21 protein-coding genes and 1 riboswitch are annotated in these 22655 nt (G+C 46.9%); of the genes, 9 read left to right on the top strand and 12 right to left on the bottom strand.

All coding sequences use genetic code 11. From position 1 onward, the window contains the following. Nucleotides 1-77 precede the first annotated feature (77 nt). Nucleotides 78-230 carry a lmo0937 family membrane protein gene (locus DF182_RS12760; RefSeq protein WP_113615989.1) on the bottom strand — a complete coding sequence of 51 codons (153 nt, stop codon included), beginning with the start codon at nt 228-230 and terminating at the stop codon, nt 78-80. A 259-nt stretch (nt 231-489) separates the two neighbouring features. Here DF182_RS12760 and DF182_RS12750 point away from each other — a divergent pair, with 259 nt between their 5' ends. After that, nucleotides 490-951 carry a ferritin-like domain-containing protein gene (locus DF182_RS12750; RefSeq protein ID WP_113615987.1) on the top strand — a complete coding sequence of 154 codons (462 nt, stop codon included), beginning with the start codon at nt 490-492 and terminating at the stop codon, nt 949-951. A gap of 436 nt (nt 952-1387) precedes the next feature. On the opposite strand, the gene thiH is transcribed toward DF182_RS12750, so the two are convergent. The 7 genes from thiH to thiS form a co-directional block, all read right to left on the bottom strand. Beyond that, the gene (gene thiH, locus DF182_RS12745) at nt 1388-2494 is read right to left on the bottom strand and encodes a 2-iminoacetate synthase ThiH (protein ID WP_113615986.1); all 1107 of its coding nucleotides are present in this window, start codon (nt 2492-2494) and stop codon (nt 1388-1390) included. 15 nt (nt 2495-2509) lie between these two features. Continuing rightward, nucleotides 2510-3286, bottom strand: coding sequence for a thiazole synthase (locus DF182_RS12740; RefSeq protein WP_113615985.1), 777 nt, complete (start codon nt 3284-3286; stop codon nt 2510-2512). Next, nucleotides 3286-3915: a thiamine phosphate synthase gene (locus tag DF182_RS12735; RefSeq protein ID WP_113615984.1), complete on the bottom strand. Its 630-nt coding sequence runs from the start codon at nt 3913-3915 to the stop codon at nt 3286-3288. The genes DF182_RS12740 and DF182_RS12735 overlap by 1 nt, the downstream gene beginning before the upstream one ends. Then, complete coding sequence (locus DF182_RS12730) at nt 3912-4664, bottom strand: hydroxymethylpyrimidine/phosphomethylpyrimidine kinase (protein ID WP_113615983.1); 753 nt, start codon at nt 4662-4664, stop codon at nt 3912-3914. Before DF182_RS12730 ends, DF182_RS12735 begins: the two co-directional genes overlap by 4 nt. Further along, nucleotides 4640-5242 carry a thiamine phosphate synthase gene (locus tag DF182_RS12725; protein ID WP_113615982.1) on the bottom strand — a complete coding sequence of 201 codons (603 nt, stop codon included), beginning with the start codon at nt 5240-5242 and terminating at the stop codon, nt 4640-4642. Before DF182_RS12725 ends, DF182_RS12730 begins: the two co-directional genes overlap by 25 nt. 12 nt (nt 5243-5254) lie before the next feature. Next, nucleotides 5255-7108, bottom strand: coding sequence for a phosphomethylpyrimidine synthase ThiC (thiC, locus tag DF182_RS12720; protein ID WP_113615981.1), 1854 nt, complete (start codon nt 7106-7108; stop codon nt 5255-5257). An 83-nt stretch (nt 7109-7191) separates the two neighbouring features. Further along, nucleotides 7192-7395 carry a sulfur carrier protein ThiS gene (gene thiS / locus DF182_RS12715; RefSeq protein ID WP_113615980.1) on the bottom strand — a complete coding sequence of 68 codons (204 nt, stop codon included), beginning with the start codon at nt 7393-7395 and terminating at the stop codon, nt 7192-7194. A gap of 50 nt (nt 7396-7445) precedes the next feature. Continuing rightward, a riboswitch (TPP riboswitch) is annotated at nt 7446-7548 on the bottom strand. Between the two features lie 118 nt (nt 7549-7666). On the opposite strand from thiS, the gene DF182_RS12710 reads away from it, so the two are divergent. After that, nucleotides 7667-8146 carry a lipocalin-like domain-containing protein gene (locus DF182_RS12710; protein ID WP_113615979.1) on the top strand — a complete coding sequence of 160 codons (480 nt, stop codon included), beginning with the start codon at nt 7667-7669 and terminating at the stop codon, nt 8144-8146. 5 nt (nt 8147-8151) lie between these two features. Here DF182_RS12710 and DF182_RS12705 read toward each other — a convergent pair whose 3' ends face one another. The 3 genes from DF182_RS12705 to dnaN all read right to left on the bottom strand — a co-directional run bounded on the left by DF182_RS12705 (nt 8152) and on the right by dnaN (nt 10743). Beyond that, complete coding sequence (locus DF182_RS12705; protein ID WP_147243429.1) at nt 8152-8403, bottom strand: hypothetical protein; 252 nt, start codon at nt 8401-8403, stop codon at nt 8152-8154. 42 nt (nt 8404-8445) lie between these two features. After that, nucleotides 8446-9285 carry a sterol desaturase family protein gene (locus DF182_RS12700; protein ID WP_113615977.1) on the bottom strand — a complete coding sequence of 280 codons (840 nt, stop codon included), beginning with the start codon at nt 9283-9285 and terminating at the stop codon, nt 8446-8448. 339 nt (nt 9286-9624) lie between these two features. Further along, a complete protein-coding gene (dnaN, locus tag DF182_RS12695) occupies nt 9625-10743 on the bottom strand; it encodes a DNA polymerase III subunit beta (protein WP_113615976.1) in 1119 nt (372 codons plus the stop codon). A gap of 388 nt (nt 10744-11131) precedes the next feature. Here dnaN and DF182_RS12690 point away from each other — a divergent pair, with 388 nt between their 5' ends. From DF182_RS12690 to DF182_RS12660, 7 genes are all read left to right on the top strand, one after another. Then, the gene (locus DF182_RS12690; protein ID WP_113615975.1) at nt 11132-12391 is read left to right on the top strand and encodes a pyridoxal phosphate-dependent aminotransferase; all 1260 of its coding nucleotides are present in this window, start codon (nt 11132-11134) and stop codon (nt 12389-12391) included. Between the two features lie 652 nt (nt 12392-13043). Then, nucleotides 13044-13649 (top strand): TetR/AcrR family transcriptional regulator, encoded by a 606-nt coding sequence (locus DF182_RS12685; protein ID WP_113615974.1) that lies wholly within the window; start codon nt 13044-13046, stop codon nt 13647-13649. A gap of 10 nt (nt 13650-13659) precedes the next feature. After that, nucleotides 13660-14274 carry a TetR/AcrR family transcriptional regulator gene (locus tag DF182_RS12680; RefSeq protein ID WP_113615973.1) on the top strand — a complete coding sequence of 205 codons (615 nt, stop codon included), beginning with the start codon at nt 13660-13662 and terminating at the stop codon, nt 14272-14274. Between the two features lie 9 nt (nt 14275-14283). Next, nucleotides 14284-15642, top strand: coding sequence for a TolC family protein (locus DF182_RS12675; protein ID WP_113615972.1), 1359 nt, complete (start codon nt 14284-14286; stop codon nt 15640-15642). A gap of 67 nt (nt 15643-15709) precedes the next feature. Then, nucleotides 15710-16780: an efflux RND transporter periplasmic adaptor subunit gene (locus DF182_RS12670; protein WP_113615971.1), complete on the top strand. Its 1071-nt coding sequence runs from the start codon at nt 15710-15712 to the stop codon at nt 16778-16780. A 39-nt stretch (nt 16781-16819) separates the two neighbouring features. Beyond that, nucleotides 16820-20002, top strand: coding sequence for an efflux RND transporter permease subunit (locus DF182_RS12665; RefSeq protein WP_113615970.1), 3183 nt, complete (start codon nt 16820-16822; stop codon nt 20000-20002). A gap of 172 nt (nt 20003-20174) precedes the next feature. Continuing rightward, the gene (locus DF182_RS12660; protein WP_147243428.1) at nt 20175-21062 is read left to right on the top strand and encodes an NHL repeat-containing protein; all 888 of its coding nucleotides are present in this window, start codon (nt 20175-20177) and stop codon (nt 21060-21062) included. Here DF182_RS12660 and DF182_RS12655 read toward each other — a convergent pair. Continuing rightward, nucleotides 21045-22631 (bottom strand): class I SAM-dependent methyltransferase, encoded by a 1587-nt coding sequence (locus DF182_RS12655; RefSeq protein ID WP_113615968.1) that lies wholly within the window; start codon nt 22629-22631, stop codon nt 21045-21047. The genes DF182_RS12660 and DF182_RS12655 overlap by 18 nt on opposite strands. Nucleotides 22632-22655: the final 24 nt, after the last annotated feature.

Below are 22655 nucleotides of genomic sequence, written 5' to 3'. Positions count from 1 at the left end.
TAAAAGGGGCTACAAAAAATTGCGGACAACGTTGTGCCCGCAATCTGTAAAAATGTAGTTCATTGGCAATAGCAAGCTCACACTGCTCTTCCCCTTATTATATTGATCAGGATGGCAATAATGGCAAGTATCAATAAGGAATGTATTAAAGCGCCGGCGGAGTATACAAAGAACCCCAATGCCCATCCTATTATGAGGATCACTGCAATCAGATATAAGAGATTGTTCATGTTTTAAGGCATTTATTCTTCAAATAATATTTAAAATGTATGCCAACCCGCTTAAATGCCTTAAATACAGCTATATGCGGGCTGTTGCAGGACTTTCAGGGTGTGGAAGCTATTCCACCATACGAGAAAAAAAAGGACGGACTGAGCGGAGCGCTGCTATCAGAAAGCATTGTAACAAAAAGAGTTTGCAAAGTGGTCACATTTTTGGGACACTGTAATATTACGGCAGGCTATTTTTTAATCATAAAACGTATTGATCATGCAACAGCAGGAACAGCTTAAAGAAATACTAAGCGACCTCGTTAAGATTAACAACGACCGGATAGAAGGATATCAGCAGGCTATTGGAGCAACTGATGATGCAGACCTGAAAGCTTTATTTCAGCGTATGATTGATGACAGTGTTCGTTATGCTGACGAGCTCAATGCCGAACTGCTGGCCATAGGTGCCGAAAAATGTACTGGCACTACACCTTGTGGTAAGTTATACCATGCATGGACGGACCTTAAAACAATTTTTACCGGACAAGACCGCCATGCTATTCTTTCTTTTTGTGAATATAGTGAAGATGCTGCTCAACGGGCCTATAACAGTGCTTTCAAAACAGAAACGTCTATGCCTTACCGAATAAGGGAGCTGATAGCAGACCAGCAGAAACTCCTACAAAATGACCATGATATCATTAATGCCTATAGAAACGTACAGAAGACAGTATATTAAACCAACCCTTAGTGGTTGGTTTTTTGTGCAGAAAAAACACCAACTGTTCATTTTGTTCAAAATGGAGCAGAATACGGTTGTTCAGGAATAGCGATTTACTTTTGAGAAGCGGTATTCCAATCATACTTATTTTTATAAGTAATATGGCAACTACGGGATTTTTCGGTACAAGGCTGCTTCTTCATCGTGAAGCAGCCTTTTTATTTATCCTGTACTGATAGAGAGAGGAGAAGCAGATGATAGTTGGCTTTTAAAAACAGCTGATTTTGTTCACGCTAACGCATTTTTATTCATTTTGTTCATTTTTATTGCCCGGCTTTTTTATACCATTTACCATCTTATCTTTAATTGATTGAGAGAAGTTACAACCTTGTAATATTGCTTTTTAACCAGCTATGAAAACGACAAAGGTGGCCATAATAGCCACCTTTGTTATTTAACCAAATACCTTATCCCAGTCTTTCCATACCGGCTCATATCCTTTCTGTTTGAGCATCTGTGCGATAGCTACTGCACTTCGTTCATCCGATATTTCAAATTGTTCCAGTGACTGATGATCCGTAGCATAACCGCCGGGGTTGGTGCGGGAGCCCGCACTCATACTCGTAATACCCAGCCGGATAATGTGATCTCTGAAGGATTCCCTTTCTCTGGTAGAAATGCTTAACTCCACTTCCTGATTAAACAGACGATACGCACAGATTAGCTGTACGAGCTCCCTGTCGTTCATTTCCACTTTGGGGGCCAGCCCTCCGGAAAATGGCCGCAGACGCGGAAAAGAGATACTATAACGTGTTTGCCAGTACGTTTTTTCCAGGTATTGCAGGTGAAGGGCGGTGAAGAAACTGTCTGTACGCCAGTCTTCCAGGCCGATCAATACACCCAGCCCCATTTTATGAATGCCCGCACGCCCCAGCCGGTCGGGTGTTTCCAGGCGATAATCAAAGGATGATTTGCGGCCTTTGGGATGGTGTTTCCTGTAGTCTTCCTGATGGTAGGTTTCCTGGTATACCAGTACAGCATGCAGCCCCAGCGGGATAAGTGCCGCATAGTCAGCTTCATCCATCGGTTGTACTTCCATGGAAATATTGGAAAAATGGGGACGCAACAATTGCAGCGCGTTTTTAAAGTATTCCAGTCCCACCTGCTGATGTGCCTCACCAGTGACCAGCAATACATGGTCGTACCCCATTTCCTTGATCACGGCAGTTTCTCTTAATATCTCCGCGTTACTGAGTGTTTTGCGGGGGATTTTGTTGTTGAGACTAAAGCCGCAATAGGTACAGATATTCTGGCATTCGTTGGACAGATACAGCGGAATATACAGCTGCATAGTATTGCCGAAGCGTTGTAAGGTACGCTGTTGGCTTATTTCTGCCATTGGCTGCAGATAGGCCGCTGCTGCGGGTGATATCAGTGCCGCAAAATCGTTGAGTGTGCGGCGCTGGTTGTGCAGGGCCTGTTCCACATCTGCCGCTGTTTTAGCATAGATGCTTTCCTTTACCTCATCCCAGCTGTATTGTTCAAATATGCTTTTAAACATGACCTTGTTTTTAAGTTATACTTCATCGAGGAAGGCCACCAGCGGGCTGGAAGCTACAGCTCTTGCATTGACCGGCGCCAGTCCTGCTTCATAGGCCATACGGCCGGCCTCTACGGCTGCTTTAAAGGCAGTGGCCATTTTTACGGGTTCTTTGGTTACGGCCAGCGCTGTGTTGACCAGCACTGCATCTGCTCCCATTTCCATAGCCCTGGCAGCATGTGAGGGTGCGCCGATGCCGGCATCTACTACTACCGGCACATTGCTTTGTGCAATGATGATCTCAAGGAAATCGGCTGTACACAGCCCTTTATTACTACCGATGGGAGCGCCCAGGGGCATCACCGCGGCGGTACCCACTTCTTCCAGACGTTTGCACAATACCGGATCAGCATGAACATAAGGCAATACCACAAACCCCAGCTTCACCAGTTCTGCCGCGGCCTGCAGGGTTTCTACAGGGTCCGGCATCAGATAGCGGGGATCGGGATGTATTTCCAGCTTCACCCAGTTGGTTTCGAGGGCTTCCCGGGCTAACTGGGCCGCATATACGGCTTCTCTGGCTGTACGCACGCCGGAAGTGTTAGGTAACAACTGTATATGCGGATGCGACAGATGCGGAAGTATATCGTCTGTTTTATGATGTATATCTACCCGTTTAAGGGCTACGGTCACCAGTTGAGTGCCGGAGGCAAGCAGGGCTTCTTCCATCACCGCAGCGGACGCAAATTTGCCGGTACCTGTAAACAGGCGCGAGGTGAAGGTTTTACCTGCAATGGTCAATGGTTGTATCATCATTGCTGATTTAAAAGGTCATAAATATGCTGTACCAGCGGCTGTCGTGCTGCTGCCTGTGTGATCAGGCCACTTACGGCAATGCCGTGAATACCTGTTTGCAGAATAGCCGGTATATCATCGGTCAGGATACCACCGATGGCAACAATCGGTATCTGTATCTGTTGCTGCCGGAGTGATTGCAGAATAGTCTGGTATCCTTCCAAACCCAGTATAGGACTGAGGTTTTGTTTGGTGGTGGTGAAGCGGAAGGGACCTAACCCGATATAGCTGGCACCGTTTTTAACGTGTACAAGTATATCTTCAAGAGTGTTGGCTGTACCGCCTACGATCTTATCTGCGCCTGCAATGGCTCTGGCTTCGGCCACGGTCATGTCTTTCTGACCTACGTGTACACCGGCGGCATCCACTGCTACCGCTATATGTGGGTAGTCGTTGATGATCAGTGATGCCTGGTATTGATCACATATCTTTTTTGCGGCGATGGCTACTGGTAATATGTTTTCGTACGTTTCATTTTTGATACGCAGCTGTATCCATTTACAGCCGGCATCGCAGGCAGCCAGGATATTGTCGGTATGGCTGCCGGTAGCTGTTTGTTGTGAGATATAATGCAGTTTGTTGATCATATGTGATGGTATCCTGTTAGAGAAACATGACTTGCTAATAATTTTTCCGTGTATACTTTTCCGTTAGCACAGGCATCCGGTAATGACTGTCCCTGTGCCAGACAGGCGGTAATGGCGGCAGACAACACACAGCCGGAGCCGTGTTTGGGATATACCGGGCCATGCCCTGCCGGGAACGTATATACGTCGTTTCCGCTGTAAAGTGTGTCTGTGCCTGGTTTGCCCTCATGATGTCCTCCTTTCAGCAGTACGGCACACTGGCCTGCAAGCTGTTGTGCGGCTTCTTCTCCATCGGTCATGCCAGCCAGTAATCCGGCCTCGTGATAATTCGGCGTAAGGAGATACAGTTCAGATAGCAGTTCCTGCCAGGCCTGGTGCTGGATGCTTCCGTGGAAAGTATGTCCGGCGGAGGCTTTGAGCACCGGATCGAGGATGATACGGATGCCGGGTGACAGGTGTTTGACTGTGCGCACCAGTTCCAGCATACCGTGTACATCAGCCATGATACCGATTTTGCAATAGTGGATGCTGTTGGTGGTCAGCAAGGGGTTGGCCTGCGCCAGGATACAGGGCAGCGACAACCACTCCACCGAAATGAAGTCGCTGGCTGTTTGTACGGTGAGGGCGGTACATACGCCCAGTCCGTATACACGGTGCTGTTCAAATGTTTTGATATCTGCCAGCAGGCCGGCCCCACCGCTTGGGTCGAGGCCTGCAAAGCTCATTACGGATGGTCGTTGCTGTTCCATTGTGCCTGAATACGCTGATAATTGTTGACCGCCTGTTCCGGTTGTTGCCAGATAGCGCCCAGCAGGGCGGCGCCATCATAATGCCAGTCTTTTAACCTGCTGATGTTGCTGGCATCAATGCCACCCATGCCTAACACCTGTCTTCCCTTTTTATCGGGAAGAGATTGCGCAAAACGGCCACTGTAGCCCGCTTTGGATATACTGTCAAATACGGGGCTTAACAGCAGCGTGGTAAACTGTGGCGCCATGGAAGTGATGTCTGCCATATCATGGATACCTGTGCTGCAATTCCTGTAGCGTTGCAGACAGAGCTGTAACTCTCTGCAGTTCATGCTTTCCCGTATTTTACCACTCAGGTGGAGGCCCCCCACCGGAAACCGCTGACATACCTGGAAGTTATCGCGGACAATAATGCGTGCATAACAGGCCGGGTCTGTTTTGTCCAGCAAAGCCATGTATTCCCGCGGCTGCCAGCCTGGCTTGCGTAGCAGGATACGATGGGCTCCTGCCTGCAGCAGGTCCGCGATTATTTTTTCTTCTTCGTATATGCGTTCTGGTGAGGTGATGATCCAGATCATGCGGAAGTGTTTTTATTGATATATTTCGCCACCCTGTTCTGCAAATGCTTTTGATTGTTCTGTCATGCCGGCTTCCAGTGCTGTTGTTTCATCGAGGCCCTGTTTGGCAGCGAAGTCACGTACTTCCTGGGTAATTTTCATGGAGCAAAAGTGAGGGCCGCACATGGAGCAGAAATGGGCGATTTTGGCGCCTTCTGCAGGCAGGGTTTCGTCATGGAAAGAACGAGCTGTTTCCGGGTCCAGGGACAGGTTGAACTGATCTTCCCAGCGGAATTCGAAGCGGGCCTTGCTAAGGGCATTGTCACGGTGTTGTGCACCAGGATGGCCTTTGGCCAGATCAGCAGCATGTGCCGCAATTTTGTAGGTGATAACACCTTGCCGTACATCTTCTTTATTGGGCAGTCCCAGGTGTTCCTTGGGCGTAACATAACACAGCATGGCAGTACCAAACCAGCCTATCATGGCGGCTCCTATACCAGAAGTGATATGATCGTAGCCGGGAGCAATATCTGTAGTGAGAGGGCCAAGTGTGTAGAAAGGTGCTTCATGGCAGTGTTCCAGCTGTTTGTCCATGTTTTCCTTGATGAGATGCATCGGCACGTGCCCCGGACCTTCTATCATTACCTGCACCTGATGTTTCCAGGCTATTTTGGTGAGCTCTCCTAATGTTTCGAGTTCTGCAAACTGCGCGGCATCATTGGCGTCAGCGATGCTGCCCGGACGAAGACCATCACCCAGTGAGAAGGAAACATCATGAGCTTTCATGATTTCACAGATGTCTTCGAAGTGTGTATAAAGGAAGTTTTCCTTGTGGTGAGCCAGGCACCATTTAGCCATGATAGAGCCGCCACGGGATACTATGCCTGTTGTTCGTTTAGCCGTCAGCGGTATATAGCGAAGTAGTACGCCGGCATGAATGGTGAAGTAGTCCACACCTTGTTCTGCTTGTTCAATAAGCGTATCGCGGAAGATTTCCCAGGTAAGGTCTTCTGCTTTACCGTTCACTTTTTCGAGTGCTTGATAGATGGGAACTGTACCGATGGGCACAGGAGAATTGCGGATGATCCACTCTCTTGTTTCGTGAATGTTTTTGCCGGTGCTGAGGTCCATGATGGTATCGGTGCCCCAGCGGCAGGACCATACGGCTTTTTCCACTTCTTCTTCTATGCTGGAGGTGACGGCGGAATTGCCAATGTTGGCGTTTATTTTTACGAGAAAGTTACGGCCAATGATCATGGGTTCACTTTCCGGATGGTTGATGTTGGCGGGTATGATAGCGCGTCCGGCGGCCACTTCCTGTCTTACAAATTCGGGTGTGATGAGTTTGGGAATATGGGCTCCCATGCTATTGCCGGGATGCTGATGCCAGAGTGGGTTGTTTTCCCGGAAGAGTTTGTCTGCGTATTGATTTTCGCGGATGGCGATATATTCCATTTCAGGGGTGATGATGCCCTGTTGTGCATAATACAGCTGTGTTACATTTTTCCCGGGAAGTGCGCGGAGTGGTTTGGCGCTGATGCTCATTTGCGGCATGTTATCGCCATGTTGCTGCAGTTGTCTGACGTAGGGACTGGTGTATTGTTGCAGCTGTTCCACATCTCCCCTGTTGCTGATCCATGATTCGCGCAGCCGGGGTAATCCGCGGGTAACGTCGATATCAATAGTCGGATCGGTGTATGGGCCACTGGTATCGTATACGATCACGGGTTCATTAGGGATGGCGTCGCCATTGCGGCCGTTACTGCGTGTATCCGTTAAGGTTATCTTTCTCATAGCCACCTTTACGGGATGGATAGTTCCGCTCACATAGATTTTTTCCGAAGCGGGGAAGGGAGTACGGCTGATGGCCGCGGGTTTTTGTTGCATGATGTAAGAATTTTTGGACATGGGAATTCCGCTTCCGTTTGGTATAACGGAAAAGGGTAAACGAAGAAAATTAATACCGGTTTTTATCCGCCCTGTGTGGCGCGGATAATGGTTATACTATCGGCGTGTTGTAATGGTTGCTGGTCCCAGTTGTTTTTGGGGACCACCTGGTTGTTGACCGCGATAGCGATACCTTTTTGAGCAGAGAGTTGAATAAACTGTAATAGGGCAGCAATAGTTATCCCTTGCTGCACCGCATAAAGTTTATTGTTTACAAGCACTTCCATACGTGTTGGAATTTAAGTGAAACAATAAACTTTAAGGATGTGGAAGATGAGAAAGTTCAGTTACTTTTCCCTACGGCAGTATGAACTGCTTCAGGTACTGAGGGTATCATCTCAGCTTATCCTTATTCAGGATAAACACCCCTAAAGTGATTGTAAAAGTAAAAGAAAAAATGATAACGGAGTGGGAATATTATTTTTCTGTGAGAGATAGAGATTGGGAGCGGGCAAAAAATATGCGGTTGTATATAGTGGTAATTCGTAATTTAGTTTCATGCTAAGGAAACAGTTACCGTCACTATTGCCATTTTTATTGTTATTAATTGCCTGCAAGCAGAAGGCTGGCAGGGCACCGGAAGAGGTAGCTCATGACAGCAGCCTGATAGTTATAACAGATAGCAGCAATGCCGGCGTTACCGACAGCATCGCTGCTGTAACTGATACACTGCATATTGATGCAGCTAAGCTCATAGGGAAATGGATACAGCCCGTAGCGGGCCTGGATAAGGAAATGCAGGGTTTTCAACTGCGTAATAACGGGACAGCCCGTTCTATTAACATGTACACGCTGATATATGAAAAATGGGCGCTGAATAACGACACACTGTTATTGTGGAGTCATTCGGAGGGGGTAAAGGATACCGCTGCCATTGTGGACACCACTATTATCAGGGAGTTGTCAGATACATCGTTGGTATTGTTTCCTATAAAAGCTGCTGAAGGCTATACGGACAGGTACCGTCGTAGCAAATAAACTTCTTAGTTGTAAATCTGCCAGAGTCCTACGAGGCAGGCTACTACCGACATGAAGATGCCGGCGGCGGCGAGCTGCATATCATCGATGTTTTTTCTGCCGATAAAGAGGGAAACAAGACCGATTATGCCGGCAACAGCGCCGGATGTAGCGGCATAGGCAGGCGTTTTGGTGGTAAAGGCAAATGCTGCGGCGATAACGCCGATTACCAGTGCAGCAATGCAGGTTGTTTTTGTGAGTGTGGTTGAGTGTTGCATATATATTTCGGATTTAATAAACAGATGAAGAAAATCGTACAATTATAGGTTACTGCTTACTCCACTTACCTTGTCTTTGTCAGTTACAGGGTGTTCCCAGGGCACTTTAAGCAATGGTCCTACTTCCTGGTAACGGTTATCCGTATATTCATCCAGTCCGTAACGGATGGAGGTGGTATCCGGAACTGCTTTAAATGTGCCGAAAAGGCGATCCCATATAGAGAAAATATTGGCATAATTGGAATCCGTTTCCGGCTGGTAATGGCTATGATGCACCTTATGCATATCGGGTGATACAATTACCCAGCTGAGGATATTATCGATTACTTTGGGCAGCCGTATGTTGGCATGATTGAACTGCGACATAAATGCGGACAGGGTCTGGTAAAACATTACCATCCAGAAGGGTACTCCCATGGAGATGATGGCCGCAAAGAGGGCGGCTACCCGGAACAGACTTTCCACCGGGTGATGGCGCAGCGCAGTGGTAGCGTCAATCTGGGTGTCTATATGGTGTATTTTATGGAACTGCCACATCCAGGCGGCTTTATGTTGTACGAGATGGATCAGGTAAGCGCCGATCAGGTCGAGCATCAGGAGGGCCAGTATGGTATGGAGCCATAGCGGGAGATGGAGCCAGTACAGGAGTCCGAAATGGGAGCTGCTGGTCCACAGGGAGGCTTTGACGATCAGGAAGGCGCAGGCGGTGTTGATGACGAGGGTGGTGAGTGTAAAGAACAGGTTAGTACCGGCATGACGGTATTTGTTGTTACGGAAGTGGAAACGGGGCACCAGGCCTTCTGTGATCCACAGTAACAGTAATCCGCCCACCAGGATAGCGGTACGGTAATAAGATGGAATATTTTCAAAAAATGTTACCATATACTGGTAAGATATATTCGGAACTGTCTTTAACGCTGCTTTAATGCATACTGGAGGTTTTTTCGGGCCGGCAACAATTTCTAACGGGTGGATATTCGGGAGTAACTAATCTATACAATTACTGTTTCTACTGTCGTTTCTATAAGCTGTTTTTCTGTTTACTCCGCTTAAAAATTACAACATTTTGGGGAATAAATAAGCGCTCTTTTCCGCCATGGGCAAAGAAAAAAGCAACCTCTTTGGAAGAGATTGCTTTATATATAAGTTTTAAGCTATAAGCATGTGACTTTTAGTATATCCGTTTGCTTTAGGCGGGACTAAAAGTTACTTTTTTACAGTTTAGTTATTCAGCATCAGTGGCATTACCAGCATGAGCAGATCTTCATTTTCTTCTTTTTCGGAAGGTTTGAGGATACCTGCTTTGGTAGCGGTGGCCAGTTCAACAGTTACTTCATCCCCTTCTGCGGCGTTGAGCATTTCGATGAGGAATTTGGCATTGAAGGCGATCTGCATATCCTCGCCGGTGTACTGGCAGTTCATACGTTCGTTACCTTCAAAGGAGAAGTCTACGTCCTGGGCGGAGAGCTGCAGTTCAGTGCCGGTGATATTGAGAGCTACCTGGTTGGTGCTTTTGTTAGCGAATACGCCTACACGTTTCAGGGCGTTCTGGAAGTCGCTTTTTACCACGGTGAGGCGGTAAGGGTTGTCTTTTGGTATAACTACCTTATAGTCAGGGAAACGGGCATCGATGAGGCGGCAGATCATCTGGGCGCCTTCGTGCTGTACGAAGAAGTGGTTCTGGCTATAAGACACCTTGATTTCAGTATCGTTGTCCGGCAGGGCAGATTTCAGGAGGTTCAGCGGTTTTTTAGGAACGATGAAGCTGTCTGGCTGCGGGCATTTTACGTCTGTTCTTACATATTTCACCAGTCTGTGGGCGTCGGTGGCCACGAAGGTGAGATGTTCAGTGCCCAGCTCGAAGAAAACGCCTGTCATAGCAGGACGGAGGTCGTCGTTACTTACGGCAAAGAGCGTTTTGTTGATAGCTGTTACCAGGCCGGTAGAGGGCATGGTAAAAGATGTGGTTTCATCAGCAGCTGGTTCTTTGGGGAAGTTTTCCGGATTTTCTCCCATTACCTTGTACTTACCATTGTCTGAAGTGATTTCTACAGCGTAGGAGTTCAGATCAATGTGGAAGGTCAGGGGCTGATCGGGCAGATTTTTGAGGGAGTCCATCAAAATTTTCGCCGGGATACAGATCCGTCCGTTTTCTTTGGCTTCCACCTCCAGCTTCACCCGCATAACGGTTTCAAGATCAGTTGCAACTACGGTCAGCTCATTTTTATCAATCAGGAACAGGAAATCCTCCAGAATTGGCAGGACTGTATTGGAATTGATAACACCACTGATCTGTTGTAATTGTTTTAATAAAGTAGAGGAAGAAACAATAAATTTCATGGTCTGTCTATATTAGTTTGCTTGTCATTCTTAGTTGTTGGGGGAGATGTGCCCATCTGCCTGTCCACTCACATGGCACCCCTAAAAAGGTGTAAATGTACTGTAAACAAAGATAGGAAGTTTTGTTATTCTCCCTAATTTCATCACATCTTATACACTAAATATAATCGGTTTTGCACAAGATCTCCGCTATGGAATACATATTTAAAATTAAAATAATGCTAGATGGAAAGCAATATTTATGCAGTTTGATTAGATAAATTGCAATAATGAGTGGTTGATATTGATGGATACAAAAAGAAGGGGGCATTTCTTTTAAATTATGTTCAAATCGGTTACTTTTGCCGCGCTGAAAAATTATTCTAAAACCAACAAAAAATAGCAGGTTATGAAACTGTCTCATTTAGCCGAAACATTGATTGGATCAGAAATCATCAAGTTAGCAGCTGAAGTCAAGGAGAAACAGGCCAAGGGCGAGAAGATCTACAACTTCACCATCGGCGATTTTGACCCGAAGGTGTTCCCTATTCCGGTTGAATTTGAACAGGAAATCATAACTGCCTATAAGGAACACCTGACCAACTATCCGCCGGCCGATGGTGTCGCCGAGCTGAGAACTGCGGTAGGTGATTTTATAGCAGAACGGGAAGGGCTGACCTATGATCCGGCCAAAGAAATTGTGATCTCCTGCGGCGGACGTCCTATCATTTACGCTACCTTCAGAACTATCGTTGATCGTGGAGAAAAAGTAGTTTATGCTACTCCCTCCTGGAACAACAACCACTACACCCACTTCCTGGAAGCAGAACACGTGGTGCTGGAAACAAAAGCGGAAAATGACTTTATGCCTACTGCAGCTGAACTGAAACCGCTGCTGAAAGGTGCTACCCTCCTGGCACTTTGTTCTCCGCAAAACCCTACTGGTACCGCTTTCCACAAACAACAGCTGGAAGAGATCTGTGACTTGGTTATCGCTGAAAACAAAAGCAGGGGTGCCAACGAAAAACCGCTCTTCATCATGTTTGACCAGATGTACTGGGTATTGACTTTTGGTGAAACACACCACTACAACCCGGTAATGCTGCGTCCTGAACTGAAAGACTATACCATCTTCATCGACGGTATGAGTAAGGCTTTTGCCGCTACCGGCGTAAGAGTTGGTTGGGCGCTGGGTCCTGCCCATGTGATCGGTAAAATGAAAGCCATCCTGTCTCACGTAGGTGCCTGGAGCCCTATGGCAGAACAGAAAGCCGCCGCACGCTACCTGGTACAGAAAGAAAATGTGAATAAATACCTCCAGCACTTCAAAGCAGAAATTGAAGAAAGACTGGTGAAAATCTACGAAGGCTTCGACAACCTGAAAAAGGCCGGTCATGCTGTAGAGGCCATCGCTCCACAGGCTGCCATCTACCTCACCGTGAAGCTGGACCTGGTAGGTAAAACCACTGCCGACGGTACTATACTCCAGGACCAGGCTGCGGTAACTTCCTACATCCTGAATGAAGCTAAGCTGGCCCTGGTGCCTTTCTACGCTTTCGGCTCCTCCAAAAACTCCCCATGGTACCGCCTCAGCGTTGGTACCTGCGTGAAACAGGAGATTCCCGAAATGTTCGAAAAGCTCAAATCCGCTCTCGAAAAATTAAAATAATCATACAGGCCCGGGCGATCCCCGGGCCTTTTTTTGCCCCATATTTTTTCACTGGCGATCTGGTTTAATCCTCCACGCTGGTGAGCGCCAGGGCGCTTTTGCTCCGGCAGTCCCCAAACCATCTGGTTTATCCCCAATCTGTGCGTATCACAGAGACTTTCTGCTTTAACAAGAGGTATCTTGTTTATGTCTCAAGGCTGGTGAGCCTCCAGCAACATCCCCAAAGATCTATTCCAGCCGTGAGTACTACGGATACTTTCGGTTCCTGTAGCGCCTTGAAAGGTATCTGATGTATCCCCTGGCTTCTTATTATAACAGCTTTTGCCAGTAGTGCTGAAAAGTCTCCTCTCCTATTTATCCGATCAATCTCCCTTGTTAATTGTTTGATAAGAAGATGATCATCCCAACAAAAATCTCTCACTAAAACAATCGCTGGGTGATCATATTTTATTATTAATACTTTTAAATAACATTGAATTTCAATAATTTAATAGCTATTATTATCATGATTATGTAATTATCTAGTGAGCTATGATTGACTTTTTGACTTTTGTCATCAGAAAGTTAAATACCTGTTAAATAGTCAACCAGCTCTACTATTTTGAAAAAACTTCCTAATTTTGACCTTGAAACTAAAAAAGTCAGAAAGTTAATGCATGCAGAGAATAAAGACGAAATGAGGGACAAGATCCTGGAAGCGGCTCTGAGGCGTTTTACACATTATGGCGCTGCCAAGACCACGATGAACGAGATCGCAGATGATCTCCACTGCTCCAAGGCATCTTTATATTATTATTTCCCGGACAAGAAGGCTATGCACCTGGCTGTACTGGAGAAAATTGCGGAAGCATATTTTACAGAGATGGCCAAAGTGACAGAGAACATCCAGTCGGCTGCCCAGGCTTTATATGATTTAATAGATGTCAAAAAGGTTTTCATCAGTAAGTTTTGCCGTCTGGAGATCTTTAAGATACAGCACGACGGAGCCTCCTCTTTTCAGGAAGGTGTTAAAAGGGCCAAGCTGATAGAGATCGGTGTATGTACAGAAATCATCAAAGCTGGTATTGCCTCCGGTGAATTCAACGTAGCCGATGCAGCACAAACATCAGAACTGATGGTACAAGCACTGGTAGGGCTGCGTTTCTCCGTTCCGGACCATTTTACCAATGACGCAGACCTGGACGAAAAAACGTTTGAACACGTGATTGAAAAACAAAAAATGTTAATCGACATATTCATAAAAGCGATGAAGGCATAAATAAAAGATCATGGTAGCGAGGGAAAGAATTTTAGAGGTGGCATTAAGGCTGTTCAGAACATACGGCGTAAAAGGAGTGACCATGTTTGATATTGCCCGTGACTGCGGCATGTCCAAAAAAACTGTTTATGAGCATTTCTCTGATAAACAGTCGCTCATCAACGAGGGCATGGAGCAGATGATAAACGGCCACAGCGCCGCTTTTCAGGAAACACAGACTAATGCTGAAAATGCTATCGATGAACTGGTCCGTAATATGAAATACATCACCAGCATGGCCAGATCGTTTAACCCGGTTATGCTGTTTGAAATACAGAAATACCATCCGGATACCTGGAACAAAATTGAAAGCTTCCAGCGCAATTGTATCCTGTATGGCATCACAGAAAATCTGAAAAGGGGAATGTCGGAAGGCCTATACCGGCAGAACCTTGATCTGGATATTATAGCGCGCATGCGCCAGCTGCAGCTGGATGCCGCTTTTGACCAGCTTCAGTACCCGGCAGACAAATTTGAAATGCCGGTAGTAATGGAACAGGTCACCGCTCACTTTATACTGGGAATTGCCACTATCAAAGGCCATAAGCTGGTAAACCAGTATTTGCAAATCAAAGAAGAAGAATAACATTAACGTATGAAGCGATTAAAGTTAACGCTTATCCTCTTAATGGGGATAGGGGGATATCATGCCTACGCCCAGGCGCCACTGACTTTGCAGGAAGCGCTGAAGTTTGCACTGAGTAACAACCACCAACTCTCCAGAACAAAAATGGAAGAGGAAATGGGTAAATTCAAAACCCAGGAAGTCCGCTCCCAGGCGCTTCCCCAGGTCAATGCCAGTGCCTCTTACACTGATAACCTGAAACTGGCAAAGTCACTCATCCCCGGTACTGCTTTGGGTAAACCTGCAGACAGCTCCGTGACCATTACTTTTGGTACTCAGTATAGCGCTGGTGTAGGTGCTGAACTGGAACAACAGATCTTCAACAAATCTGTTTTCACTGGTCTGAAAGCCGCCAAAGCAGGCGAAGAGTATTATTCCCTGCAAACACAGAAATCTACTGAAGAAGTGATCTATAACGTGTCTCAGCTCTATTATCAGCTGCTGGTAACACAGGAAAAAATCACGACCATCAACAGTAATATCGAAAAGCTGACCCAGCTGGTGAATACCACTCAGTCACAATTCGATAACGGCCTCGCTAAAAAAATAGACCTGGACCGTATCAAGGTAAATCTGACAAACTATAAAACCCAGCGCACCCAGCTGCTCAACGCATCAGCTACGCAGACTAACAACCTGAAACGTGTTATGGGTATGCCTTTACAGTCCAGCTTTACTATTCCATCAGCATCACTGAAAGATATCGAAAACAAAGCCGCAGGCGTATTGCAATACGATGATATGAACCTGGACAACAGGACTGAGTTCAAACTCATTCAGAAACAGGAACAACTGCAGGAGCTTCAGAAAAAGGCCTACCAGGCAGCATACTTCCCGGTTCTTTCTGCCTTTGGCCGTTATTCCTATAACGGTATGAGCCAGCAGTTTCTGTTTGCCAAAGATCCGGCTAATTCTACTTTCTGGTACGGTGCAGCTTCCATAGGTCTGTCACTTCGTATACCCATCTTCGATGGTTTCGGCCGCCGCTCAAAAGTAAGCCAGGCCAACGTTGCGCTGCGTCAGCTCAACAAACAGAAGGAAGAAATCGCACTCGGTCTGAACACCGAATACGAAAACGCCAAACTGCAGGTACGCACCAATCTGTCTACCATCCATACACAAAAGGAAAACGTGGACCTGGCCAACGAAGTGTACTATTCTACCCAGAATAACTACAAACTCGGCCTCGCCAACCTGACAGACCTGCTGAACGCAGAAACTTCCCTTACTGATGCCCAGAACAGCTACAACGAAGCACTGCTGCAATATAAAATGGCAGAACTGGATATCATTAAAAGCAAAGGCAGTCTGAAAGACCTGCTGAACTAAACATACAAACGAATATTACGATAGACCGCAACTGTGGCGGATATAAACACACAAACTATTTTTGCAGATGAAAAAGTTTATTATCTGGGGCTTAGTAACAGTAGGTGCAGTGGTGCTGATCATGTGGAAGCTTAACGCCAATAAAAAAGCCAATGAAGCCAAAACAAATTTTGTAAAAGAAAGCAATAACGGCGCAGTACCAGTACTGGTACAACATGTATCTACCAACGATTTTACCCAGGGTTTCCTGGCCAACGGCAACTTCGCTCCTATCCGCGAACTGTCTTACCTGGCGGAAACTTCCGGCCGCATCACCAAACTCCTGGTAGATGAAGGCAGCGTGGTAAAACAAGGCCAGGCTATCGCCTACATCGACGGACAGATCGTTAGCACAGACCTTTCGTCTGCAAAAGCCAACCTCGACCAGCTGAAAGTAGATAAAGAAAGATATGAAAGCGCTTTCAAAACAGGTGGTGTTACCCAGAAACAGGTAGATGATGTACGGTTACAGTATGATATCGCTAAAACCAGGTATGAAGCCGCCGGCCGCCATGTAAGCGATACTTACGTGAAAGCGCCTATCTCTGGTATCATCAACAAAAAATATGTTGAGCAGGGTGCTTACCTCTCTCCTGGTAACAAAATGTTTGACATCGTAGATGTATCCAGGCTCAAACTGGCCGTAGCCGTGCCTGAAGCGCAGATAGTTGCCCTGAAAAAAGGACAGAAAGTGAAAGTTACTTCCAACGTGTTCCCGGAAGCCAGCTATGAAGGTACTATCACCTTTATCGCCGCCAAAGGCGACAACTCCCTCAACTATCCGGTTGAAATGGAAGTAAACAACGTAGCAGATAAAGAACTGAAAGCCGGTATGTACGGAACAGCCCATTTTGAAGCACCGCAGGCCAGCAAAACCATGTTCATCACCCGCACTGCTTTTGTAGGTGGTGTAAGCAGCAACGAAGTATATGTGATGGAAGGTAAAGTAGCCAAAAAACGTAAGGTAATTGCCGGGCAGATCATCGGTGACCAGGTGGAAATACGGGGAGGCCTGAACGAAGGTGATACCGTAATCACCAGCGGTCAGATTAACCTCACTGACGGCACTCCTGTAGAAGTACAGGGTGGTAGCAAATAAGCCTGAATCGTAACTGGTGTTTGAACTAATTTTTGCAACATGAAGATTACTGAAGTATCCATAAAAAGGCCCACTATCGTGGTGGTGGTATTTACCATCCTCACCCTGCTGGGCGTCATGAGCTATAAATCACTGAACTATGAGCTGTTGCCGAAGTTCAGTTCACCGATAGTAACCATTGCTACGGTGTATCCTGGTGCTTCTCCCAACGAGGTGGAAAGTACCATTACCAAAAAAATAGAAGATGCGATCGCATCCATGGAAAAGATCAAGAAGATTACTTCCAAATCTTCCGAAAGCCTTTCCGTGATCACGGTGGAGTTGAACAACGATGCCAATGTGGACATCGCACTGCAGGATGCCCAGCGTAAGGTAAACGCCATCCTGGCGGACCTTCCGGGCGATGCCAAACCACCTTCCCTCAATAAGTTTTCATTGGATGACCTGCCAATCATGACTTTATCTGCCACTGCTAAAATGGATGATAAAAAGTTCTATGACCTGGTAGATAAAAAACTGCAACCACTCTTGTCCCGCTTACCAGGCGTGGCACAGGTGTCCCTGATCGGTGGCCAGGAACGTGAAATACAGGTGAACGTAGATCCTTCCAGACTGCAGGCTTATGGTTTGTCTATCTTACAGATCCGTCAGGCGGTAACCAATGCCAACATGGACTTCCCGACCGGTAAGGTAAAAACAGCCAACGAACAGATCCTGATCCGTTTGGCCGGTAAGTATAAAAATGTAGACCAGCTGCGTAACCTGGTGCTGAAAACCACTGCAGACGGTACTCAGATCCGCCTGCGTGATGTGGCCGATGTGCAGGATGCACAGAAAGATGCAGAGCGTATCGCCCGTGTGGATGGTGTAAACGCTATCGCCCTGCAGGTGCAGAAACAAACAGATGCCAACGCGGTGACGGTGAGTCATGAAATGAAAAAAGCCATCGCCACTGTTGAAAAAGATTATGCAGCGAACGGACTGAAAATACTGGTGGCCAACGACTCTTCCGACTTTACCCTGGAATCTGCCGACTCTGTGATTCATGACCTGATACTGGCGGTAATCCTGGTGGCGGTGGTGATGCTGTTGTTCCTGCACAGCATCCGTAGTGCGATCTTCGTAATGATCTCTATCCCAGCCTCTCTGATAGCCACTTTCATTGGTATGAAAATGATGGGTTTCTCCCTCAACCTCATGTCTTTGCTGGGCCTCTCATTGGTGGTAGGTATCCTTGTGGATGATGCGATCGTGGTACTGGAAAATATTTACCGTCATATGGAGATGGGTAAAAACAGGGTACGTGCGGCTTTTGATGGTGTGAAAGAAATCGGGTTTACCGTAACATCCATTACCCTTGTAATTGTGGTGGTGTTTCTGCCGATCTCACTGACTAACGAGCTGGTGTCCAAGATCCTGCGTGAGTTCTGCGTGGTGGTAATGATTTCCACAATGCTCAGCTTACTGTCATCCTTCATGATCGTACCGCTGTTGTCTTCCCGCTTTGGTAAGCTGGAACATATCACAGGAAAAAATATCTTCGAAAAATTCATCCTCTGGTTTGAAGGCCAGCTGCAACGTTTCACCAACTGGATGACCGGTATACTGAAATGGGCGCTGGTTCACAAAACCATCACCCTGGTGGTGTCAATAGGTTTGTTGTTCGCTTCTTTCATGCTGGTTGGAAAAGGTTACATCGGTGGTGAGTTTATCCCCAAAGGTGACCGTGGCCAGTTTATCGTGATGCTGGAAATGCCGAAAGACGCTTCCGTACAGCAATCCAACCAGGCTACGCGTATAGCGGAACAATATCTCAGTAAAAAGAAGGAAATAGAGAGACTGATCACTACTGTAGGCCAGACCAGTGAAGATGGTTTTGGTAACTCTCAGTCTACTGCCTACAAATCTGAGATCACGGTGATCATGGTGCCACTGGAGCAACGTAATGAAGCTGCAGATATCTATGCTGCAAAAGTCAAGAAAGAACTGAAAGCGATGCTTCCGGGCGTGAAAGTGAAAACAACCGACGTAAGTATCATGGGTACTGCCGAAAGAGCGCCAGTAGAACTGGTTGTGATGGGCAGCGAGATGGACAGTGTGATGAGGTTTGCCAAAATAGCCATGGATACGCTGAAAACCATCAGCGGTACCAGCGAGGTGAAACTGTCTGTGGAGGAAGGTAACCCTGAGATCAACGTACAGGTAGACCGCGATAAGATGGCAGCTCTCGGCCTTACGCTCGATATGGTGGGTGGTACCATGCAGACTGCTTTCAGTGGTACTGCAGACGATTCCAAAGTGAAGTTCCGTCAGGGTGACTATGAATATGATATTAACATCCGCTTCGATGATTTCAGCAAAAAGAATCTTCAGGATGTTGCCAACATACAGTTTGTAAATGATAAAGGCCAGCTGATCAAATTGTCTCAGTTTGCTCAGGTAACAGAAGGCTCCGGCCCAAGCCACCTGGAAAGAAGGGATAAAAATACTTCCGTATCTGTACAGTCACAGGTAATGGGACGTCCTTCCGGTACAGTAACGCAGGAGTTTGCAGCCAAACTGGCGAAGATGGAAAAACCAGCCGGCATCAACTACGTATTTGGTGGTGATGCTGAAAACCAGGGTGACTCCTTCGGTACACTGGGCGCAGCCCTCCTGATCTCCATCGTAATGGTGTATCTGATCATGGTGGCGCTGTATGACAACTATATCTATCCTTTTGTGGTATTGTTCTCTATTCCGCTGGCCATCATTGGTGCCTTGCTGGCACTGGCACTGACCAACAATACGTTGAACATCTTTACCATCCTGGGTATGATCATGTTGATTGGTCTGGTGGCGAAGAATGCGATCATCCTGGTAGACTTTACGAACCAGATGAAAGAACAGGGACAGAGTACTTATCAGGCGTTGATACATGCCAACAACGCACGTTTGAGGCCGATTCTGATGACCACCATCGCGATGGTGATCGGTATGTTGCCGATCGCAATGGCTACCGGTGGTGTGGCATCTACCAAAAATGGTCTGGCCTGGGTTATCATCGGTGGTTTGATCAGCTCCATGTTCCTCACCCTGATTGTGGTGCCTGTGGTATACATGGTGGTAGATAAGGTGATGGCGAAATTCGGATGGGGCAAGCTGTCTTCCAAACGTTATATCAGACAACGGATGGTGGCTTCCTACGAAGAAATACCGCTGAATGAAGTACACAATAACTAAGTTATTATAAAGATATGTTACTAACAGTGTAACAGTTGTAGGTTTAGGTAATAGCCGGAATAATCATATTCCGGCTTTCTTTTTTCCGATACTTTGATTTTCACAAATATTACTTTGTTAATCATAAGTACTACCGCATCTCCTCTGGCTATTTTTGTGTAAAATCATTCGCATGAAACTATCTATAGCCCTTTTAACAACATTGATGCTGACGGGGGCCGTTTCCCGTGCGCAGGAAACCATTCACGGTCTGCAGAATCCAGAAAGCACTATTGCTTACAAAGACGGTTATTTCGTTTCCAATATTGGTGCTGGACTTGATCCCGGAGCCAAAGACGGAGATGGTAGCATTGCCTGGGTGAAATCCGGCAAAGTGCAATCACTCCGGTATTTTGAAGATACCCTGAATGCACCGAAAGGACTGGAAATGATCGGAGAAACCTTATATGTAGCCGATATAGACCACCTCAAAGGATATGATGTCCGTAGCCGGAAGAAAGTATTTGATCTGAATCTGGAAGGAAAAGCAGGTTTGTTGAACGATGTAACAGCTGTCAACGACAGCCTGTTGCTGGTAACGGACTCCTTTAAGGGAGATGTGTTGCTGGTGAATACCCGTAAGGTGACCAGCACCTTATTACCAGGTAATATTACCATGGCTAACGGCGTGCTGTACAATGCTGCCACAGATGAGGTATATGTATGCTCTATGGGCCCCAATTTCGACGGCACCGGGCAGCTGTTCCACAAAAAACTGAGTGATGCAGCGGATGCTTTCAAACCTGTGGAAAACTCTCCTACCGGTTTGTTTGACGGGATTGTACAGGTAGATGCCACCCACCTGCTGCTGTCTGACTGGATTACGGTAAAAGAGCCCAAAGGAGGCAACTTGTTTCTCTATGATCTGACGGCTAAAAATTTCCGTAAGATTCCCTTCAAACATTCTCCTGCAGATATAGCGCTGGACAAACGTCACCACGCCTTGCTGGTGCCCGTATTGCTGGACAACAATCTGGAGATATGGCCGCTGGATAAACTGCCTTTATTTCCTCGCCATTAACAACATATGTGATACCGGAAATGGTATCGCTTCTGGTTGTTCATTTTCGTTTAGGCGTAACAGTTGTACTTTTCCTTCCAGCCTGTTTTGCACGATCCATTCGTTGCGATAGGCATGCGAGAGATTATCGAGCCGCATTCCTGCTTCTTCCAGGGCTTGTTTCCAGTCCTGGAAGTTCCAGAAGCAGAAGGTTTCGTGCATTTCGCTGAGCCAGTTATCGTGATAATCTTTTTTGAAAAGGAATTCGCAGGCATCCTGCATAGATAACTGACAGTAGGTAGTATCACCGATGGTCACCCATTGGTGTGCCAGGTGATAACCTTCTGCGTGGCGGAAGTCCTGTGCAAAACGATGGAACAGGGCTTTGGTAGAAAGTTGTCCCAACCAGGCGGCGAGTGTTTGTGTGGTGTGGTTCTCCGGCATAGGCAGATCGTTGGCGCCATCCTGATCGTTGAGCCAGAGGAGTACCGTTTCTGTTCTGTTCTCAGGGCCTACCACGTCTCTATTAATCCATACACCACCGGGTACCAGTTCCTGATAACGGTTTTGTATAAACGAAATAAGATCCTTTCTGCTGCCATAGGATTCTATTTCATGTGTCAGGGAAGAAGTGTGGATGGTATTCATGCTGCCGGGCTCAAATACCAGGCTGGTAACGGCATTTTTTTGAGAGAAGAATACGGAGGGATTGGCAAATTCGCCATTATGTTTGCGTTGCAGGCAGATATCGTAGAGATGCCGGGATACCTCGATGCCATAGAAATCACATTCATGAAGGCGGTCGTCTTCACAGCCCATTTTTATCCAGGAACCTACGGCACAGCCGATATCGCCGATATTGCCGGGTTGTATGTAGGGCGCTGTTTCGCGGTATTTGAGGGCCGCGATATCGTCCATCTGTTTTACATAAACGTTATAGTCGCGGGTGGCGGTTAGGTCGCCGTCGGCCCCGATGATCGGATCTTTCAGGATCTGTTGTACTTTCTCCCCTACCCCATATAACGACCATATCTTAAAAGCGGCAGGATGCAGCTGTTCCAGTACGGTTTTGTTTTTGCGCCAGTCACCGGTCTGAGCGATGAGATGGACGAGGTCCCATGGCATTGGCTGCGTATAAGCGTTAGCGGTAGTGTCCCATTCTGCGGTGAGTATACGAAATCCGCGCTGCATATACATTTCCCGAACACTGGTAGAACAGATGACCACGGTATTTTCTGGGGTGAGAGCGTGGGCGCCTTCACTGGAATGGCGGATGGTTTTGATGGTATATTCCGCGAAATCGTGGATGACCCCTACGTCGTCGATACCGTATACATAGGCCGGTACATCCAGGGAGTTGGAAAATTCCTGGATGATCATTGCGCGGAGATAGAAGGGTACCGGGTTTCGTTTGGTGCCCAGGTGGTTGGCAGAAGTGACTGCAAAGATGACTCCTTCTATGGGCGTCGTGGCCAGTATGTGGCCACTGGCGTCTTTTTCGCCTTCCAGGCTGCATTTGATCAGGCGGTTCAGGTATTTGAACTGAAAATCCGTCAGCAGGTGGTGTCGGCCAGGTATGAGCAAGTACATAGGGTGAAGTTAACAGATTTCCGG

This window comes from Chitinophaga flava (assembly GCF_003308995.1).
GTDB lineage: Bacteria > Bacteroidota > Bacteroidia > Chitinophagales > Chitinophagaceae > Chitinophaga > Chitinophaga flava.
This window is presented reverse-complemented; position numbering and strand designations above follow the sequence as displayed.

What these genes read in the sequence shown, in the direction of transcription:
- DF182_RS12655 (WP_113615968.1), bottom strand. Translation starts at nt 22,631, where the DNA reads ATGTACTTGCTCATACCTGGCCGACACCACCTGCTGACGGATTTTCAG.
- DF182_RS12670 (WP_113615971.1), top strand. Translation starts at nt 15,710, where the DNA reads ATGAAAAAGTTTATTATCTGGGGCTTAGTAACAGTAGGTGCAGTGGTG.
- DF182_RS12660 (WP_147243428.1), top strand. Translation starts at nt 20,175, where the DNA reads ATGAAACTATCTATAGCCCTTTTAACAACATTGATGCTGACGGGGGCC.
- DF182_RS12730 (WP_113615983.1), bottom strand. Translation starts at nt 4,664, where the DNA reads ATGGAACAGCAACGACCATCCGTAATGAGCTTTGCAGGCCTCGACCCA.
- DF182_RS12760 (WP_113615989.1), bottom strand. Translation starts at nt 230, where the DNA reads ATGAACAATCTCTTATATCTGATTGCAGTGATCCTCATAATAGGATGG.
- DF182_RS12680 (WP_113615973.1), top strand. Translation starts at nt 13,660, where the DNA reads ATGGTAGCGAGGGAAAGAATTTTAGAGGTGGCATTAAGGCTGTTCAGA.
- thiS (WP_113615980.1), bottom strand. Translation starts at nt 7,395, where the DNA reads ATGGAAGTGCTTGTAAACAATAAACTTTATGCGGTGCAGCAAGGGATA.
- DF182_RS12750 (WP_113615987.1), top strand. Translation starts at nt 490, where the DNA reads ATGCAACAGCAGGAACAGCTTAAAGAAATACTAAGCGACCTCGTTAAG.
- DF182_RS12675 (WP_113615972.1), top strand. Translation starts at nt 14,284, where the DNA reads ATGAAGCGATTAAAGTTAACGCTTATCCTCTTAATGGGGATAGGGGGA.
- thiC (WP_113615981.1), bottom strand. Translation starts at nt 7,108, where the DNA reads ATGCAACAAAAACCCGCGGCCATCAGCCGTACTCCCTTCCCCGCTTCG.
- dnaN (WP_113615976.1), bottom strand. Translation starts at nt 10,743, where the DNA reads ATGAAATTTATTGTTTCTTCCTCTACTTTATTAAAACAATTACAACAG.
- thiH (WP_113615986.1), bottom strand. Translation starts at nt 2,494, where the DNA reads ATGTTTAAAAGCATATTTGAACAATACAGCTGGGATGAGGTAAAGGAA.
- DF182_RS12735 (WP_113615984.1), bottom strand. Translation starts at nt 3,915, where the DNA reads ATGATCAACAAACTGCATTATATCTCACAACAAACAGCTACCGGCAGC.
- DF182_RS12685 (WP_113615974.1), top strand. Translation starts at nt 13,044, where the DNA reads ATGCATGCAGAGAATAAAGACGAAATGAGGGACAAGATCCTGGAAGCG.
- DF182_RS12700 (WP_113615977.1), bottom strand. Translation starts at nt 9,285, where the DNA reads ATGGTAACATTTTTTGAAAATATTCCATCTTATTACCGTACCGCTATC.
- DF182_RS12740 (WP_113615985.1), bottom strand. Translation starts at nt 3,286, where the DNA reads ATGATACAACCATTGACCATTGCAGGTAAAACCTTCACCTCGCGCCTG.
- DF182_RS12705 (WP_147243429.1), bottom strand. Translation starts at nt 8,403, where the DNA reads ATGCAACACTCAACCACACTCACAAAAACAACCTGCATTGCTGCACTG.
- DF182_RS12710 (WP_113615979.1), top strand. Translation starts at nt 7,667, where the DNA reads ATGCTAAGGAAACAGTTACCGTCACTATTGCCATTTTTATTGTTATTA.
- DF182_RS12665 (WP_113615970.1), top strand. Translation starts at nt 16,820, where the DNA reads ATGAAGATTACTGAAGTATCCATAAAAAGGCCCACTATCGTGGTGGTG.
- DF182_RS12690 (WP_113615975.1), top strand. Translation starts at nt 11,132, where the DNA reads ATGAAACTGTCTCATTTAGCCGAAACATTGATTGGATCAGAAATCATC.
- DF182_RS12725 (WP_113615982.1), bottom strand. Translation starts at nt 5,242, where the DNA reads ATGATCTGGATCATCACCTCACCAGAACGCATATACGAAGAAGAAAAA.